Origin of the sequence: Neisseria sp. P0024.S006 (assembly GCF_051956595.1) — a bacterium.
Lineage (GTDB): Bacteria > Pseudomonadota > Gammaproteobacteria > Burkholderiales > Neisseriaceae > Neisseria.
Genome location: NZ_JBQCXH010000005.1, coordinates 93676 through 109540, shown reverse-complemented (window position 1 = coordinate 109540; position 15865 = coordinate 93676). Strand labels below are relative to the sequence as shown.

Here is a 15865-nt window from a genome sequence, read left to right as displayed (position 1 = left end):
CAGACGGCCATCCCACCAACTATTACCTGACCCATCATGTCAAAAAATAATAAAGCCCCTTTCCAACTTAAACCCAAACACTTAATCCGCGCATTCTTCCTTGTCAGCTTCGTCGCCGTCGCCGCCCTTGTCGCCGGCGTATTCAGCACCCTAAACTCCGGCAAAACCGACCCCCCCGCAAAAAACCCGGCCGAACAAAACGACACACGCATTGAAGTTTGGCGTCCCAACGGCACAGTCGAACTTGAAACCGTCCAACCCGCCCAAGAAGGCGACGAAAAAACCACTTCCGGCAACCCGGCTGTTCCCCAAACCGAAAAAAGCGACAAAGCCGAAGAAGGTGCAAAAAACGACCGTCCTGCCGCACACCGCGGCAAACGCACAGAAAACAAACGCGCCGAAACCGACAAATCAGAAAAAACACAATCCGACAACAACAGCCCTGCCGCTCAAAACACACCTCAAGCAGACAGCCAGCCGGTAGCAAACAAAGCCGCAGACAGCAAACCGGCCGCACAAGCAGCAGAAAACAAACCGGCAAAAGCCAAAGCCCCCGAGTCCAAACCGACTCCCAAAGCCGAACCTGAGGCCAAACCACAAGCCAAACCGCGCAACAAAGACAATCTCGACAACCTGTTTTAAACAGACGGCACACCCGTCCCGTTCAGACGGCCCCCATGCCGTCTGAAACAAGAAGGAAACCTCATGGACAAAGTCATCATCAAAACCCCCGAAGAAATCGAAAAAATGCGCGAACTCGGCCGCTTGGTCGCCGAAGCCCTCGACTACATCGGCCAATTCGTCAAACCCGGCGTCACCACCAACGAAATCGACAAACTCGTTTACGACTACCACGTCAACGTCCAAGGCGGTTATCCGGCCCCCCTCAACTACGGCAACCCGCCCTACCCGAAATCCTGCTGCACCTCCGTCAACCACGTCATCTGCCACGGCATTCCCGATGACAAGCCGCTGAAAGAAGGCGACATCGTCAACATCGACCTGACCATCAAAAAAGACGGTTTCCACGGCGACTCCAGCCGTATGTTTACCGTCGGCAAAGTCTCACCGATTGCCCAGCGCCTGATCGACGTGACCCACGCCTCCATGATGGCGGGTATTGAAGCGGTCAAACCCGGCGCCACCCTTGGCGATGTCGGCTATGCCTGCCAACAGGTTGCCGAAAATGCCGGCTACTCCGTAGTGCAAGAATTCTGCGGCCACGGCATCGGCCGCGGTTTCCACGAAGCGCCGCAAGTGGTCCATTACGGCCGCAAAGGTCAGGGCCTCGTCCTCAAACCGGGCATGATTTTTACCATCGAGCCGATGATCAACCAAGGCAAACGCCACCTGCGCATCCTGAACGACGGTTGGACAGTGGTCACCAAAGACCGCTCCCTTTCCGCCCAATGGGAACACGAAGTCTTGGTTACCGAAACCGGCTACGAAATCCTCACCATCAGCCCTGCCACCGGCAAGCCTTAAACTTGAAAAATTTTCAGGCCGTCTGAAAATACAGATTCAGACGGCCTGAAATTTATCCGTTTTCTCGACCCGTCAAACCGAATAAAAGCTCAAAATTAAGTTTTTACCCATAATGAATTGTTTAGTTATGTAAAAATTTGCCCACGCCATATTTAAGATAATCGCATAATTTAATGATTTATATGCCAAAAATTATACGAAATAATGAATTAAGAAATATTTACACAAATTATGGCAAACAGCGGCAAACTTCTTTCGAATATACTGTCTAATTATCTAGATCAGTCATTTGCAATACGCCCACATATCACCCCAAAAGCCTACAGGAAAAGGGATGCCGGCATTCTTGCAGACCCATTTTTATGCCTAGAGGCATGCAACAAATACCACAATAAGGAAGATTCATGAAATCGTTCGAAAAAATTGAAAACATCCGCGATATCCGTAAAAAACTCGGCCTGAACCAAATGGACTTCTGGAGCCGCATCGGTGTGACTCAATCCGGTGGTTCCCGTTACGAATCCGGCCGCAATATGCCTAAACCTGTACGCGAATTGCTGCGTTTGGTACACATCGAGCGCGTCGATTTGGCTAAAGTAAACCGTGACGACTTGGCCGTTGCGTCCTTGCTGAAAAACCGCGACCCTGAGTTGTACGCTTCTCTGAAAAAAGAAGCCAAAGCCGACAACAAAGGCAAATAATCAAGGCATTCAAAAGGCCGTCTGAAATTCGTTTTCAGACGGCCTTTTTACTTTCTACACTCTAAGGGCGTGTCGCATACATGTCCTTTTTCATTTACGGCTGATACTGTTTGAAATAGTCCAACACCGTTTGCGGCAGCCATTGCAGATTCAGACGGCCCCGATCGCGGCTAACAAAGCCGACATGACCGCCGTATGCCGGCTGCAACAGCGTAACGGCCGAGGACACATCCCGCCCGGTCGGCAGGGCTTCCGGCGGCAGGAAGGGGTCGTTAACGGCATTGAGCAGCAGCAACGGCGTATCCACGCCTTTCAGAAACGGTTTGCAGGAATTGCGGCGATAGTAATCGTGGCGGTCGGCAAAACCGTGTAACGGCGCGGTAAAGCGGTCGTCAAAATCGCCAAGCGTTTTGCAGTTTTGCCGGCTCAAGGCCGTCTGAAACTGAGGAATCGCTCGGGCTTTCGGCAGCAGCGAATTCAAAAAATAGCGCGTGTAAATCAGTCGCGTCATGCCCTGATCAAAACGCGTACCTGCCGCTACGGCATCAACCGGTGCGGAAACGACGGCAGAAGCGCGCGGAACGGCATTGCTGCCCTGCTCGCCCAGATATTTGGCCAAGGCATTGCCCCCCAAAGAAACGCCGACGGCGTAAATGGTTGAATAGCGTTGCGCCAGCGTGTTGAGCATAAAGGCGATTTCAGTCGTATCACCGAGGTGGTAGAACACGGGCGCGGTGTTTGCGATGCCGCCGCAACTGCGGAAATGGGCAACCACGCCGTTCCAACCGCGCTGCTGCACGGCTTTCATCAGCTCGACCGCGTAATGGCTCTCGCTGCTGCCTTCCAGTCCGTGGAACAAAACCACCAACGGCGCATCGGGGTCGGCGCTGTCGACAAAATCGTAGGCAACCTGGGTTTTGCCGGTACTGTCGGGCAGAAGCTCGCGGCGGTAGTCGGGCGCCTTGCCTTGCAGCAACTTGGCAAACAGAGTGTCGGCATGGCCGTTTCTGAGCCAATAAGGCGTGTTAGGTGAACGTGTATTCATAATTATTTCTTCTATTTTTCAGACGGCCTGAAGATGAGCATATACACCAGCAAGGCAGTCAGCGTGCCGTTTGTCCAGCCTGCCCAAACGTCGGTGGGATAATGCACGCCCAAATAAACGCGTGAAAACCCGGTCAACAGGGCAAAGGCAATACCGGCCACCCAAGCGGTGCGGCGGTAGCGCGTGCGGCGGCAAAGCAATATCAGCATGACGGCAATGGCGGCGGAAAACGTACTGTGGCCACTGGGGAAGGAGAAATTGCTCTCTTCAATCAGGCGCGGCCAAAGCAGCGGGCGTTCGCGGGCAAACCATGCTTTCACAATCAGCATGTTCACAGTCGGCACCAATGCCGCCAACACGCAAAACAGTGCCTCTCGCTTTTTATCGGCGAAATACAGGGCGGCGGCAACCGCGCCGATCAGCGGCACAGCAATCGCGGTTTTGCCCAGATAGTGCAACACGGTAGCAATCGGATCAAACCATGTGCCCGCATGGGCATGGACGGCGTGCATCAGCGGCGGCTCAAAAGCAAAGCCGCCATATTGCGCCAGCCAAATGCCGATGATGAGGGTCGGCGGCAAAAACAGCAAAGAGGCAAAAGTCAGTGCGCGTCTGGATTGGGCCGGGGATAAGTGCATCATTCCACCGTTTCTTTCAAAGTCGCGCCAATCGCCTGCAAACCCTGCAACGCATCTTCCCACGCAGCATCCAGCAAGCAGCAGGCCTCGCCTTCCGCTTTAATGCCGAACTCGATATGCGGCGGAGTGTAACGGCCGTCTGAATCGGTACGGCCCACGGTGGGCAGGCTGTACGAACGGATACCGGCGTAGGTATGTTCAAGATGTTCCATAATCGGCGTAATGCGCGATTCGGGTTGGTCGAACACATATACGCTGCGGCTGCCGCGTTCAGTTTGGTTGAAGCGGTCGGCGTAATAAGTTTCCAATACCCATTCGGCCATCGGGTGCGCCATCACGGGAAAACCGGGGAAGAAATAATGCTCGCGGACGGAAAATCCGGCGATGTTGTTAAACGGATTGGGCACCAATTCCGCGCCTTCGGGGAAATCCGCCATTTTCAGGCGTTGGGCGTGTTCCGGCGAATCGAGCGGTTCGCCGCGTTTCTGGGTCACGCCTTCGATGAACTTGGCGGCTTCAGGATGGCGGACGACGGGCAAATCCAAAGCAGCCGCTGCGGCTTGGCGCGTGTGGTCGTCAGGCGTAGAACCAATACCGCCGGTAACGAAAGTCGGCAGGCCGTCTGAAAAACTGCGGCGCAGTTGTTTGACCAGCAAATCGGGTTCGTCAGGCAGATATTGCACCTGATTGAGCTTCAGCCCGTGCGATTCCAATAAGGATTTGAAAAAGGCGAAATGCTTGTCTTGACGGCTGCCATGCAGGATTTCGTCGCCGATGATGATGAGGTTAAAAGCGTTCATGATGAGGTTTCTTTAATACGGCCCTCCGAACATTCAGACGGCCTAATTGCTGACAATGTATTCCATTTATAAGATAATGGTTTCAACTTTTCAAGTCTGGAGGAATCCCAATGAGCCAAAACCATACCATTTTACAAAATCTCCCCATCGGTCAAAAAGTCGGCATCGCCTTCTCCGGCGGTCTTGATACCTCTGCCGCGCTGTTGTGGATGAAACTCAAAGGCGCACAGCCTTACGCCTACACCGCCAATCTTGGCCAACCTGACGAAGACGATTACAACGCCATTCCTAAAAAAGCGATGGAATACGGCGCAGAAAATGCCCGCCTGATCGACTGCCGCGCGCAGTTGGCACACGAAGGCATCGCCGCCATCCAATGCGGCGCGTTCCACGTTTCCACCGGTGGCATCGCCTACTTCAACACCACGCCTTTAGGCCGCGCCGTGACCGGCACCATGCTCGTTTCCGCCATGAAAGAAGACGATGTGAATATCTGGGGCGACGGCAGCACCTACAAAGGCAACGACATCGAGCGTTTCTACCGCTACGGCCTCTTGACCAATCCCGCGCTGAAAATCTACAAACCTTGGCTCGACCAACAATTTATCGACGAACTCGGCGGCCGTCACGAAATGAGCGAATTTCTGATTGCCAACGGCTTCAACTACAAAATGTCGGTTGAAAAAGCCTACTCTACCGACTCCAACATGCTGGGTGCCACCCACGAAGCCAAAGACTTGGAATTCCTCAACAGCGGCATCAAAATCGTTAAGCCCATCATGGGCGTTGCCTTCTGGGATGAAAACGTCGAAGTCACACCCGAAGAAGTCAGCGTGCGCTTTGAAGAAGGCGTGCCGGTTGCATTAAACGGCAAAGAATACGCCGATCCTGTCGAACTCTTCCTCGAAGCCAACCGCATCGGCGGCCGTCACGGCTTGGGCATGAGCGACCAAATCGAAAACCGCATCATCGAAGCTAAATCGCGCGGCATCTACGAAGCCCCGGGCATGGCTTTGTTCCACATCGCCTACGAACGTTTGGTGACCGGTATCCACAACGAAGACACCATCGAACAATACCGCATCAACGGCCTGCGCCTCGGCCGCTTGCTCTACCAAGGCCGCTGGTTTGACAGCCAAGCCCTAATGTTGCGCGAAACCGCCCAACGCTGGGTCGCCAAAGCCATTACCGGCGAAGTCACCCTCGAACTGCGCCGCGGCAACGACTACTCGATTCTGAACACCGAATCGCCTAACCTGACCTACCAACCGGAACGCCTGAGTATGGAAAAAGTCGAAGACGCAGCGTTCACACCGCTCGACCGCATCGGCCAACTGACCATGCGCAACCTCGACATCACCGACACCCGCGCCAAACTGGGTATTTACTCGCAAAGCGGTTTGTTGGCATTGGGCGAAGGCTCCGTATTACCGCAGTTGAATAATAAGGAGTAGAATGAGGGGGCTTTAAAGCCCCCTTATTTTTAAAGGAATAAAATGAAAGAATATAAAGCCGTCATTTATCAAGAGAACCTGCTTTCCAGTTTGGTTTTTGGCAGCGCCAAAATCAATCCGGTCAAATTCAGCGATTTCCTCAACAGCCACGCTTCGCAAGGATGGAAGGTCGTTACCATGGAAAAAGACCAGCGCCGCATGCTGCTGTTTTTCGTGCGTGAAGCCTACGTCGTCATTTTGGAAAAAGAACGTGTTTAAACTCGGCGTCTATACCTGTCTCGGATTATTCGTCAGCTGGGTGTTGCTCTTGATTTTGCAACTTTGGTTTTCCTTCATCGATGCCGATTTGTTTCTCAAAATCACCCTGACCATGGCAGGTCTTTTCATTATCATTCTGGCCAGCTTACTGGTCATCAGCCAGTATTTTTCCGAAAAGAAAATGAAGGACGACGGATTTATCAACTGATACTACTTCGAGAAGCGCCATGTATGCTTTATCCGAAACCTTGACGCAACATCCTTGTTTAATAGACAAGGCCGTCTGAAATTTAAGTTTCAGACGGCCTGATTACCCTTCCCAAATTTATCAAATACCATGAAATTCTTTTCTCACTTTTATCTTGAAAACCATATGTATTTCAACGACTACTTGAAATACGTCCTGATTTTCGCCGCCCTCGTCATCCTCCTGCTCGCCGTATCGCAATACCTGCGCCACCGCATGGACACCAAATACCGCGACCTGAGCATTATTGCGCTGTTGTTGCTCATCCTCATCTGCGGCACGCAATATCTTTCATACAGCGAGCGTCAAAACTTTGCCGCCGATACTTCGCGCATGGTGGGTTTTCTCAATGCCTTGATTGAAAACCAAAAAGTTGAAAAACAAGACATCATCGTCAACAGCACGCGCCTGTTCAACGGCATGATTATCGGCATCAAAAACCAATACTACGAAGTCCATTTCAATCAAGACTTCTCCGCCTACACGCTGACGCCCATCAATTTGGTCAACAACAATATCGAACTCATCGATAAAGAATAACAGGATACACACACATGGAAGCATACTCCCTGCTCGCCCTCAAACTGCTGATGGGTATTTTAGGTTTGATTTTGCAAATCAACCTCTTAGGTAAAGGCAACCTCGCGCCGACCTCCGCCATGGACCAAGTGCAAAACTATGTACTCGGCGGCATCATCGGCGGCGTGATTTACAGCGACAGCGTCGGCCTGTTGCAATTTTTCCTCGTGCTGATTTTGTGGACGCTGTTGGTCTTGAGCCTGAAATTCATCAAAAACCACAACCGCTGGGTCAAATCCATCATTGACGGCAAATCCGTCTGGGTTATCGTCAACGGCAAAATCCAAACCGATGAATGCATGAAAAACGGTATCAGCGCACACGACCTAATGTTCAAACTCCGCGCCGCCGGCATCTACGAAATCTCTGCCGTCAAACGCGCCGTCATGGAGCAAAACGGCCAGCTCGCCGTCATTAAGTACGGCGACGAAAGCCTGCGCTATCCGCTGATTACAGACGGCCAAGTCGACCCCGACATCCTCGAAATCATTAAGCGTGATGAAGAATGGCTGCAACAAGAACTCAACCGCCTCCACCTTGAAGCCTCGCAAGTCTATATCGGCGAATACATAGACGGAAAATTGGTGGCACACCGTTATCCTTCTTGATTTGAAAATAGCAGGCCGTCTGAAACCTTGATTTCAGACGGCCTTTTTATATCCGGTTCAAACACTGATTTTTTAATCGCGATATTCAAACGTTGTGCCCAAAAATTGAGCCAGTGCGGAGACGTGGGAATGTCGAGGGTCTTTGACGGCGGTCAGCAATAAAATATTGCCGTGCTGTTTTTCCAAATCCAGCAGCCGCTTGATGGCTGCCTGCTCGGTATCGCCATACAACTCTTCGTGATAACGGCTGACAAAACCGTCAAAATTCTCAGCCGGATTTTCGTGATACCAGCGGCGCAGGTTTGCACTGGGCGTAATGTCTTTCAGCCAAAGCGCAGTGGCAAAAACCTCTTTGCGGACGCCGCGCGGATAGAGGCGGTCGATAAAGACGGCGGTTTGTTTAGAATCGGGTTGATAGGCGTAAATGCGCTGTACGGTAAACATTTTTTCTCATCTCCAATGGATTCAGGCCGTCTGAAAATTCAGACGGCCTGATGTTTTTTAGGTTTAGAACAGTTTTTTGACTTCGGCTTCGATATCTTCGGCTCGCATAAAGGTTTCACCGATCAGGAAAGTATGCACGCCGTGGCTGCGCATGAAATCGACGTCTTCTTTGTTGCGGATGCCGCTTTCGGTTACAACGGTTTTGCCGTTTAATTCGGGCAAGAGGTCGAGGGTTTGTTGCAGGGTCACTTCAAACGTACGCAGGTTGCGGTTGTTGACACCCCACAACGGCGTGGTCATGTTGTGGCATTTTTCCAGCTCGGACGCATCGTGCAACTCCAACAATACAGTCATGCCCAATTCGTGGGCGACGGCTTCAAAACGCTCAAGCTGCTCGGCTTCCAAGGCAGCGGCAATCAGAAGAACCGCATCCGCACCCCACGCGCGCGCCTGATAGATTTGGTATTCGTCGATGATGAAATCTTTACGCAAGACCGGCAGCGCCACGGCCGCACGCGCCTGTTTCAAATACTCGGGCGAGCCTTGGAAATAAGGTTCGTCCGTCAACACGGACAAACAGGCCGCACCCGCTTTTTCATAGGCAACGGCAATTTCGGCAGGATGAAAATCAGGACGGATCAGGCCTTTGCTCGGGCTGGCTTTTTTGACTTCGGCAATAATGGCAGGCAGATTCTGCGCGTGTTTTTCACGGATCGAGCCGATAAAGCTGCGAACCGGCGCAGCAGCCTGCGCTTGGGCTTTGATGTCTTCCAAGGAAACGGCGGCTTTTTGGGCGGCCACTTCTTCTGCTTTGGTGGCAAGGATTTTGTTGAGAATATCGGTCATGGCGTTTTTCTATTGGGGCTGATTTTCGGGTTTGAGTCGTGCAACATGCTGCTGCAGATTAGATTTCAGACGGCCTGAATGCCGCTATTTTAATGGTTTGAAAAAAGGCGGGCAAGAATGCCCGCCTTTGTGTCTGCTTCAATTAGTGGTGGATGCCCAAAACGGACGCGTTGTGGCTGATGATTTCGTCCGCCAAAGTCGGATTGTCGTTCAGCTTGATACCGTAGCCGGGCACCAATTCTTTCAGACGGCCTGACCATGATTCGGCATGATCTGGGAAGCATTGGTTGATCAGCTTAATCATCAAAGGTACGGCGGTTGATGCACCTGGGGACGCGCCCAGCAATGCGGCCAGCGAGCCGTCGGCATGGGCGACGATTTCGGTACCGAATTGGAGTACGCCGCCTTTTTTCGGGTCTTTTTTGATGATTTGTACGCGTTGACCGGCGGTAATCAGTTCCCAATCGTCAGGGTTGGCTTCGGGATAGTAGTCGAGCAGCGAGGCGAAGCGTTCTTCTTTGGTTTTGCGCAATTCGCCCAAGAGGTATTTGGTCAGCGGCATATTGTCCCAACCGGCACGGAGCATGGGGTAGAGGTTGTCCATGTGGATGGACATCGGCAAATCCATGAGCGAGCCTTGTTTGAGGAAGTTGGGGCGGAAGCCTGCATACGGGCCGAACATCAAATGGCGTTGGCCGTCCACGTTGCGGGTATCCAAGTGCGGAACGGACATTGGGGGCGCACCGACGGAGGCTTGGCCGTACACTTTGGCGTTGTGTTGCGCGGCCGTTTCGGGATTGCTGTTGCGGAAGAAGAGGCCGGAAACCGGAAAGCCGCCGTAACCTTTGCCTTCGGGGATACCGGATTTTTGCAGCAGGGTCAGTGCGCCGCCGCCTGCGCCGAGGAAGACGAAACGGGTGCGGAGTGTCAACGGGTCGTCATCGTCTTTAGTGCTGCTGGTTTTCAGCACCCATGCGCCGTCCGATTCGCGGTTGAGGTCGTCGACATGACGGTTGAATTTGATTTTTACGCCTTTGTCGCCCAAGTATTTGACCATCTGGCGGGTCAGGCTGCCGAAGTCGACGTCCGTGCCTTCGGCGGAGTAGTTGGCGGCGATGGATTGGTTTTCATCGCGGCCGTTGATAACCAGCGGCGCCCATTCGGCGATTTTGGCGCGGTCGGTAGAAAACTCCATTTTTTCAAAGAGTTTTTGTTTTTTGAACACGTCGAAACGTTTTTGCAGATAATCGCAATGATCGGCGTTCATCACCAGCGACATATGGGGGACGGAATTGATGAAAGAGCGGTCGGCCAGTTTGCCTTCTTCAACCAAAGATGCCCAAAACTGGCGGCTGATGTGGAATTGTTCGGCAATATTGAGGGCGCGGGTCGGATCGATCGTACCGTCGGCAGTCAGGGGGGCATAGTTCAATTCGCACAGGGCAGAGTGTCCCGTACCGGCGTTGTTCCATGCATTTGATGATTCCAACGCTACATCTTCCAGGCGTTCGATCAGGGTAATTTCCCAAGATGGTTCGAGCTCCTTGAGCAATACGCCCAAAGTGGCGCTCATAATGCCGCCGCCTACTAATACGACATCGGTTGCTTCAGCCATGGTTTTACTCCTACTAAAGTCAGGCATGGTTTGCCTTGTGGTTATCTATCATTATAAACAACTGATTTCATAGGAATTGTTTTGTTTTTGTAGTGTGTGAAACTTTTTTGCCTGCTGAGTTTCCGAGCGTAAAGGGCGGGAGGCAGTTTCGGTTTGGGTTCCAGATTTCAGGTCTTTATAATATGTTATTGAGAATTTAGTAGATTTTACGGAGAAATGCAAAGATTTTCTGTTCGGTTCATATAAAAATAAGTGATTAGGCCGTCTGAAAACGTTTTCTTACCCTTTATCCGCCAACGTTTGCCAAGAAAAAAGAATTTTTCATTTCTTTTTTAATTGACCGTTTTTGTCAGCAATTTCAGCGCTAACAAACGTGAATCAACCGCCAATCTGCTATCATTTCGACTTATCCCACAACAAGGCAAACCGCCATGTATCTGACTCAAGAAAAACCCTACCGCCCCCTATTGGTCGCACTGATGTTCCTCACCCTGCCGCTGGCGATGATATTGCACAATATCGTGCAAATCGCCTTTTCAGACGGCCAAGGGCTGCTGATAACGGTCAAAGACGGCGCGTGGGCATGGCAAAGCGGCTGGCAGGATTCCGTCGCATGGTTCGTCTGCGGCATGTTTGCCTTCCTCAATCTGCCGATTGCCGGCGGGCTGACCAAGCTGGCGTATAAAAAAATGATGCGCCGGCATTCGCGTTACGCCATCTTCCTTGCCGGTGTCGCAGCGTGTGCCTCGGCGGCGGCAGGCTTGATTTTTGAAGCCATCTTAGGCAATGCCGCATTGGCAGGTATGCGCGGACAAGGCGTGTTCTACTACACCCTCTCCGTATGGATCATCGCCATGCTGACCCTGCCCAAACAGCTCACGCGCGCGCCGGAACAGCCCATCGTCTTTCACAAAATGAAACGTTGATTCAACAGGCGCAAACATTTTCAGACGGCATGCTTTCCGTTACCATTACATCCAACGCGTTTTAACCAATAAGGAATAACAAATGAATCAGGCGCAACAGCTCCGCGACGGCATACAGGCACTGGGTTTGGACATCGACGAAGCCAAACAGGCCAAACTGCTAGACTATGCCGCCCTGCTGCAAAAGTGGAACAAAACCTACAACCTGACCGCCCTGCGCGATCCCGCCCAAACCGTCAGCCACCACCTGCTCGACAGCCTGACCCTTTTGCCCTATATCGAACACGCCCAAACCATGCTCGACGTCGGCTCCGGCGGCGGACAGCCCGGCATACCCACCGCCATCTGCCGCCCCGACCTCGACATCACCCTCCTCGATGCCAACACCAAAAAAACCGCCTTTTTACAACAAGCCGTCATCGAACTCGGCCTTAAAAACGTCCGCGTCATCAGCGGCCGCGTAGAAGCCGCCGCCGACTGCCGCGCCGACGTCATCACCAGCCGCGCCTTTGCCGAACTCGCCGACTTCGTCAACTGGACCGAGCACCTCCTCAAAGACGGCGGCTACTGGGCGGCCATGAAAGGCATATATCCACAAGAAGAAATCGACAAACTGCCCGAAAGCGTCGCCGTCGAAAAAGTCGAAGCATTGCACGTCCCCCAACTCAATGCCGAACGCCATATCGTCATCATCCGCAAAAAGGCCGTCTGAAAACAACCCAAGCATACCGAATAACGGTACAATCCAGCCATCCACACTTAACACGACAGCAAAGCACATGAGCGCACAAATCCTCGCCGTCGCCAACCAAAAAGGCGGAGTCGGCAAAACCACCACCACCGTCAACCTAGCCGCCTCCCTAGCCTCCAAAGGCCGCCGCGTCCTCGTCGTCGACCTTGACCCCCAAGGCAACGCCACCACAGGCAGCGGCATCAACAAAGCCACCATCGAAAACGGCGTTTACCAAGTCGTCCTCGGCGAAACCGACATCCCCAACGCCGTCGTCCGCAGCAAAGAAGGCGGCTACGACGTATTGGGCGCCAACCGCACACTGGCCGGCGCAGAAGTCGAACTCGTCCAAGAAATCGCACGCGAAATCCGCCTCAAAAACGCCCTGCAGCTCGTTGCCGACGACTACGACTACGTCCTCATCGACTGCCCCCCGTCCCTGACCCTGCTCACCCTCAACGGCCTGGTCGCCGCCAACGGCGTCATCGTCCCCATGCTTTGCGAATACTACGCCCTCGAAGGTATTTCCGACTTAGTGGCCACCGTCCGCAAAATCCGCCAAGCCATCAACCCCGACCTCGACGTAACCGGCATCGTCCGCACCATGTACGACAGCCGCAGCCGCCTCGTCGTCGAAGTCAGCGAACAGCTCAAACAACACTTCGGCAACCTGCTCTTCGATACCGTCATCCCCCGCAACATCCGCCTAGCCGAAGCCCCCAGCCACGGCCTCCCCGCCCTCGCCTACGACGCCCACGCCAAAGGCACCCAGGCTTATCTCGACTTGGCCGACGAACTGATTGCACGGTTGGAAAAATAAACAGGGATATGAATATAAGAAGGCCGTCTGAAAGTTGGGAAATACTTTCAGACGGCCTTTGGTTTGATTGGAAAGAACATTTTTAAAAGACCGCGTACGTGCGTACCGCACTCCCCTAAACAAAGATTCCAAGTTTGACGTGGCAGGTAGGGCGTGTACTTGAAGGCACATACAGTTGCAGGCTACGGCTTGATAATTATGTAATTTTCTCTATTTTTTCTAATAGTTTCTGCAAACGGTCACGTGAAATACGAACTCCTTTTTCTTCTTGGATAGAATATTTAGAGTTATCGATTCTAATAATAAATTTATTTAATAATGCTAACAAATCATCCTTTTTAAATATTGATAAATTCTTATCTATTACATCACATAAATGTTTTATTTGTTGAAATGAAGCACGTTTAGGATCTTTTAATGTTACATCTTCTAAATAATTGATTGCAGCATCTATGTTACTTTTAATATTGTCAGTATCCTCTTCAGGAGTTGATTTAGCTTTTAAAATATGAAAACGAGCTAATTGGGTTGTAAAGTCATATGTTGTATAATTCTTTCTTTGTCTAGCTAGTTCAAAACATTTATCAAGATATTTTTTTGCTAAATCCAAATGTGGATATGTTTCAATTTCAGCGTATGCTAATCTAGCTATAGCAAATTGTAGCCAAAAATGTGGATTATCTCTTTCTCTCGTAATAGTTTTAATTCCTTCATAAAATTTTATGATTGATGCCCTTCTCCTCTCGTCAGGTAGCATTTTCTGTATGTTTGCATATGTTGCAATTGATTTGTAATATTTGTATTTTAAATCGTACATTTTTTTTGCAAACTGTACCAAAATTTCTATCATCAAGTTAGAGTCTTTGAATTTTTTAAAGAAAAATTCAGAAAATAAAGAAGATTTTGGACTAATGAATTCTCCCTCATTATTAAAGAAAAAGGTTTTAAGTATTGCATTATGTCGTAGTTGAGAACTAATAATTAAATTATTGTTTGTCAATTGAAAAATTAGTTGTTTTTCAATATTTGTTTTCCCAATAATATTTAATGCGAAGACACAAACAATTATTTCAAGTATTTCCCGCTCTTTGGATATGGATTCAAATATTGAATTATATTTTCCTGATATTACATCAGAGTTAAATAAAGATAGTAATAAATGATTTAATTGCTTTCTTGAGTCATCCTTAATATTTTGGATTAATTTTTTTTTCCCACCTTTCGATATTAAGTTAGGATATATTGCCTCCAAGTCACTATTCGAAAGTAAAGCATTCCTATCTAAAATTTTAATAAAGTTCTCAAATTCTATATCACTTAATTGAGAAGCATTAACCTCTGTAATTTCTTTTGAGGATATTACCTTATTTTTAAAAACCAAATCAGAATACATATCATCATAGTTGTTATCTCGCATTGTTATTATTAGCTTGACTTCAGCTAGTTTAATTTTATTACATATTGCTATAATTAAATTGTATTCTTCTATTGAATAAGAGTTTAAATCTAAAACAAATAACACTTTAGATTTTGTTGAAGAAATGATATATTCTATATCATCAAAATAGTTATAATAATCATCTTTTAAAAAGAAAATATCATATCCATTCTTATAAAAAGAAACAGCAATTTGTTTAGCCAGGATGCTTTTTCCAACACCTAAATCTCCATGTATAAAAATATATGTAAAATCTTTCACTACATCATAGTATGTACTTTGTCTGTTTATGGCAAAATCTTCTAATCCTTCTAGAACTACTTCCTCAAGGAGTTTCTGATTTTCTTGTCCTATTGTTAAGAATTTAAAGGTGCTTTCACTAATGTTAGTACCTAGAGTAGATTCTGTTTTCTGATATCTTTCAAAATTAGTTACAATATATTCATCAGCCTGAGATATTGATACTGGAGTTTTAGATAAATTTTCTGAGAATTTATCAACTCCAATCGGAACTACTGTACCATATTTATTTAAAATTCTATTTTCTTTTTGCGTAATAAAAAAAGTTTTTTCTTTTAGATCGTCATTAAAATCAAAAAATAATTTTGCAATATCAAAATCAGATTTTAAAGAATACCCAATAAAAAAAATTGCTTTACTAGCTAAAACTTCAGTATAGAAAACTTTATACCATGGGCTTTTTATAAATTGATCAGCAAGGTAACTCTGTTTTGTAAGTTTGAAAGATGAATATAAATTATTTTGATTAAGAGACTCGATATATCCATTAATATGAATAATATTTTCGGTACTAGGAGGAAATTGTTTAGGGTCGAATGTCAAATCAATGGAATTTCTAGATATTCCATTGTTTATAGAAGAATTTTCTAAGGAGTTATCATAATTGGTGGTGAAAATACTTTTCCATGAAGTTTTTGAAATTTCAGTGTAATAATCAGGAAGTTTTTTTGTTGTGAAAATTTCTTTTAATAATTTAATTAGACTGATATCACCTTTTATTTCAATATATTCTTGACTACTATGTTCAAGGTCATCGTGATATTCTTCTTCTTTAAACCCAGCCTCTTGACAAAGAATATGGGATAATGCAGCTCCAGTAGGCATTTTCTCATCACGCATATTTAGAACATCATAAGCCATCCCAGAACCATAAAACAAAAGTGCTTTTCCTGATTTTGCATGATATAACGCTTCTTCATAAGTCATAATT

The 15865-nt window shown here is 48.7% G+C and carries 18 protein-coding genes; 11 read left to right on the top strand and 7 right to left on the bottom strand.

The annotated features are described in order from the left end of the window. Positions 1-36: 36 nt before the first annotated feature. The 3 genes from ACTHUF_RS10085 to ACTHUF_RS10075 all read left to right on the top strand — a co-directional run bounded on the left by ACTHUF_RS10085 (position 37) and on the right by ACTHUF_RS10075 (position 2186). Positions 37-642, top strand: coding sequence for a hypothetical protein (locus ACTHUF_RS10085; protein ID WP_315095005.1), 606 nt, complete (start codon positions 37-39; stop codon positions 640-642). A gap of 42 nt (positions 643-684) precedes the next feature. Next, positions 685-1485, top strand: coding sequence for a type I methionyl aminopeptidase (map, locus tag ACTHUF_RS10080; protein ID WP_223168906.1), 801 nt, complete (start codon positions 685-687; stop codon positions 1483-1485). A 404-nt stretch (positions 1486-1889) separates the two neighbouring features. Continuing rightward, a complete protein-coding gene (locus ACTHUF_RS10075; RefSeq protein WP_003680641.1) occupies positions 1890-2186 on the top strand; it encodes a helix-turn-helix domain-containing protein in 297 nt (98 codons plus the stop codon). A gap of 94 nt (positions 2187-2280) precedes the next feature. Here the strand turns inward: ACTHUF_RS10075 and ACTHUF_RS10070 are convergent, their stop codons facing one another. Genes ACTHUF_RS10070 through ACTHUF_RS10060 form a run of 3 tightly spaced genes read right to left on the bottom strand, consistent with a single transcriptional unit; the run spans position 2281 to position 4669 of the window. Continuing rightward, a complete protein-coding gene (locus ACTHUF_RS10070; RefSeq protein ID WP_296116047.1) occupies positions 2281-3231 on the bottom strand; it encodes a YheT family hydrolase in 951 nt (316 codons plus the stop codon). Positions 3232-3242: 11 nt separating this feature from the next. Next, positions 3243-3869, bottom strand: coding sequence for a phosphatase PAP2 family protein (locus tag ACTHUF_RS10065; RefSeq protein WP_440407591.1), 627 nt, complete (start codon positions 3867-3869; stop codon positions 3243-3245). Then, positions 3869-4669 (bottom strand): competence/damage-inducible protein A, encoded by an 801-nt coding sequence (locus tag ACTHUF_RS10060; protein WP_440407568.1) that lies wholly within the window; start codon positions 4667-4669, stop codon positions 3869-3871. Before ACTHUF_RS10060 ends, ACTHUF_RS10065 begins: the two co-directional genes overlap by 1 nt. A 110-nt stretch (positions 4670-4779) precedes the next feature. On the opposite strand from ACTHUF_RS10060, the gene argG reads away from it, so the two are divergent. The 5 genes from argG to ACTHUF_RS10035 all read left to right on the top strand — a co-directional run bounded on the left by argG (position 4780) and on the right by ACTHUF_RS10035 (position 7815). Further along, the gene (gene argG / locus ACTHUF_RS10055; RefSeq protein ID WP_440407566.1) at positions 4780-6123 is read left to right on the top strand and encodes an argininosuccinate synthase; all 1344 of its coding nucleotides are present in this window, start codon (positions 4780-4782) and stop codon (positions 6121-6123) included. A 42-nt stretch (positions 6124-6165) separates the two neighbouring features. Further along, positions 6166-6381, top strand: a complete 216-nt coding sequence (locus ACTHUF_RS10050) for a DUF4177 domain-containing protein (RefSeq protein ID WP_003749376.1) — start codon at positions 6166-6168, stop codon at positions 6379-6381. Next, on the top strand, positions 6374-6589 hold the full coding sequence (locus ACTHUF_RS10045; RefSeq protein ID WP_440407564.1) for a hypothetical protein: 216 nt from the start codon (positions 6374-6376) through the stop codon (positions 6587-6589). Before ACTHUF_RS10050 ends, ACTHUF_RS10045 begins: the two co-directional genes overlap by 8 nt. A gap of 129 nt (positions 6590-6718) precedes the next feature. Then, the gene (locus ACTHUF_RS10040) at positions 6719-7168 is read left to right on the top strand and encodes a DUF3290 domain-containing protein (RefSeq protein ID WP_049330865.1); all 450 of its coding nucleotides are present in this window, start codon (positions 6719-6721) and stop codon (positions 7166-7168) included. A 14-nt stretch (positions 7169-7182) separates the two neighbouring features. Further along, positions 7183-7815 (top strand): DUF421 domain-containing protein, encoded by a 633-nt coding sequence (locus tag ACTHUF_RS10035; protein ID WP_049330868.1) that lies wholly within the window; start codon positions 7183-7185, stop codon positions 7813-7815. Between the two features lie 72 nt (positions 7816-7887). On the opposite strand, the gene ACTHUF_RS10030 is transcribed toward ACTHUF_RS10035, so the two are convergent. The 3 genes from ACTHUF_RS10030 to ACTHUF_RS10020 form a co-directional block, all read right to left on the bottom strand. After that, positions 7888-8259 (bottom strand): DUF488 family protein, N3 subclade, encoded by a 372-nt coding sequence (locus tag ACTHUF_RS10030; protein WP_049330869.1) that lies wholly within the window; start codon positions 8257-8259, stop codon positions 7888-7890. 63 nt (positions 8260-8322) lie between these two features. Further along, positions 8323-9105 (bottom strand): indole-3-glycerol phosphate synthase TrpC, encoded by a 783-nt coding sequence (gene trpC / locus ACTHUF_RS10025; RefSeq protein WP_440407561.1) that lies wholly within the window; start codon positions 9103-9105, stop codon positions 8323-8325. A gap of 142 nt (positions 9106-9247) precedes the next feature. Then, positions 9248-10720 carry a malate:quinone oxidoreductase gene (locus ACTHUF_RS10020; RefSeq protein WP_440407559.1) on the bottom strand — a complete coding sequence of 491 codons (1473 nt, stop codon included), beginning with the start codon at positions 10718-10720 and terminating at the stop codon, positions 9248-9250. Between the two features lie 431 nt (positions 10721-11151). On the opposite strand from ACTHUF_RS10020, the gene ACTHUF_RS10015 reads away from it, so the two are divergent. The 3 genes from ACTHUF_RS10015 (at position 11152) to ACTHUF_RS10005 (ending at position 13196) form a co-directional block, all read left to right on the top strand. After that, positions 11152-11646, top strand: coding sequence for a hypothetical protein (locus ACTHUF_RS10015; protein WP_070712209.1), 495 nt, complete (start codon positions 11152-11154; stop codon positions 11644-11646). An 82-nt stretch (positions 11647-11728) separates the two neighbouring features. Continuing rightward, positions 11729-12358, top strand: a complete 630-nt coding sequence (gene rsmG / locus ACTHUF_RS10010; RefSeq protein WP_049359315.1) for a 16S rRNA (guanine(527)-N(7))-methyltransferase RsmG — start codon at positions 11729-11731, stop codon at positions 12356-12358. A 67-nt stretch (positions 12359-12425) separates the two neighbouring features. Further along, a complete protein-coding gene (locus tag ACTHUF_RS10005; protein ID WP_049336841.1) occupies positions 12426-13196 on the top strand; it encodes a ParA family protein in 771 nt (256 codons plus the stop codon). Between the two features lie 196 nt (positions 13197-13392). Here ACTHUF_RS10005 and ACTHUF_RS10000 read toward each other — a convergent pair whose 3' ends face one another. After that, a complete protein-coding gene (locus ACTHUF_RS10000; RefSeq protein ID WP_440407557.1) occupies positions 13393-15861 on the bottom strand; it encodes an SIR2 family protein in 2469 nt (822 codons plus the stop codon). Positions 15862-15865: the final 4 nt, after the last annotated feature.

Coding starts and splice junctions, on each gene's coding strand:
- argG (WP_440407566.1), top strand. CDS start 4,780: ATGAGCCAAAACCATACCATTTTACAAAATCTCCCCATCGGTCAAAAA.
- ACTHUF_RS10030 (WP_049330869.1), bottom strand. CDS start 8,259: ATGTTTACCGTACAGCGCATTTACGCCTATCAACCCGATTCTAAACAA.
- ACTHUF_RS10085 (WP_315095005.1), top strand. CDS start 37: ATGTCAAAAAATAATAAAGCCCCTTTCCAACTTAAACCCAAACACTTA.
- rsmG (WP_049359315.1), top strand. CDS start 11,729: ATGAATCAGGCGCAACAGCTCCGCGACGGCATACAGGCACTGGGTTTG.
- ACTHUF_RS10040 (WP_049330865.1), top strand. CDS start 6,719: ATGAAATTCTTTTCTCACTTTTATCTTGAAAACCATATGTATTTCAAC.
- ACTHUF_RS10035 (WP_049330868.1), top strand. CDS start 7,183: ATGGAAGCATACTCCCTGCTCGCCCTCAAACTGCTGATGGGTATTTTA.
- ACTHUF_RS10015 (WP_070712209.1), top strand. CDS start 11,152: ATGTATCTGACTCAAGAAAAACCCTACCGCCCCCTATTGGTCGCACTG.
- ACTHUF_RS10070 (WP_296116047.1), bottom strand. CDS start 3,231: ATGAATACACGTTCACCTAACACGCCTTATTGGCTCAGAAACGGCCAT.
- ACTHUF_RS10060 (WP_440407568.1), bottom strand. CDS start 4,669: ATGAACGCTTTTAACCTCATCATCATCGGCGACGAAATCCTGCATGGC.
- trpC (WP_440407561.1), bottom strand. CDS start 9,105: ATGACCGATATTCTCAACAAAATCCTTGCCACCAAAGCAGAAGAAGTG.
- ACTHUF_RS10065 (WP_440407591.1), bottom strand. CDS start 3,869: ATGCACTTATCCCCGGCCCAATCCAGACGCGCACTGACTTTTGCCTCT.
- ACTHUF_RS10050 (WP_003749376.1), top strand. CDS start 6,166: ATGAAAGAATATAAAGCCGTCATTTATCAAGAGAACCTGCTTTCCAGT.
- ACTHUF_RS10005 (WP_049336841.1), top strand. CDS start 12,426: ATGAGCGCACAAATCCTCGCCGTCGCCAACCAAAAAGGCGGAGTCGGC.
- ACTHUF_RS10075 (WP_003680641.1), top strand. CDS start 1,890: ATGAAATCGTTCGAAAAAATTGAAAACATCCGCGATATCCGTAAAAAA.
- ACTHUF_RS10000 (WP_440407557.1), bottom strand. CDS start 15,861: ATGACTTATGAAGAAGCGTTATATCATGCAAAATCAGGAAAAGCACTT.
- ACTHUF_RS10020 (WP_440407559.1), bottom strand. CDS start 10,720: ATGGCTGAAGCAACCGATGTCGTATTAGTAGGCGGCGGCATTATGAGC.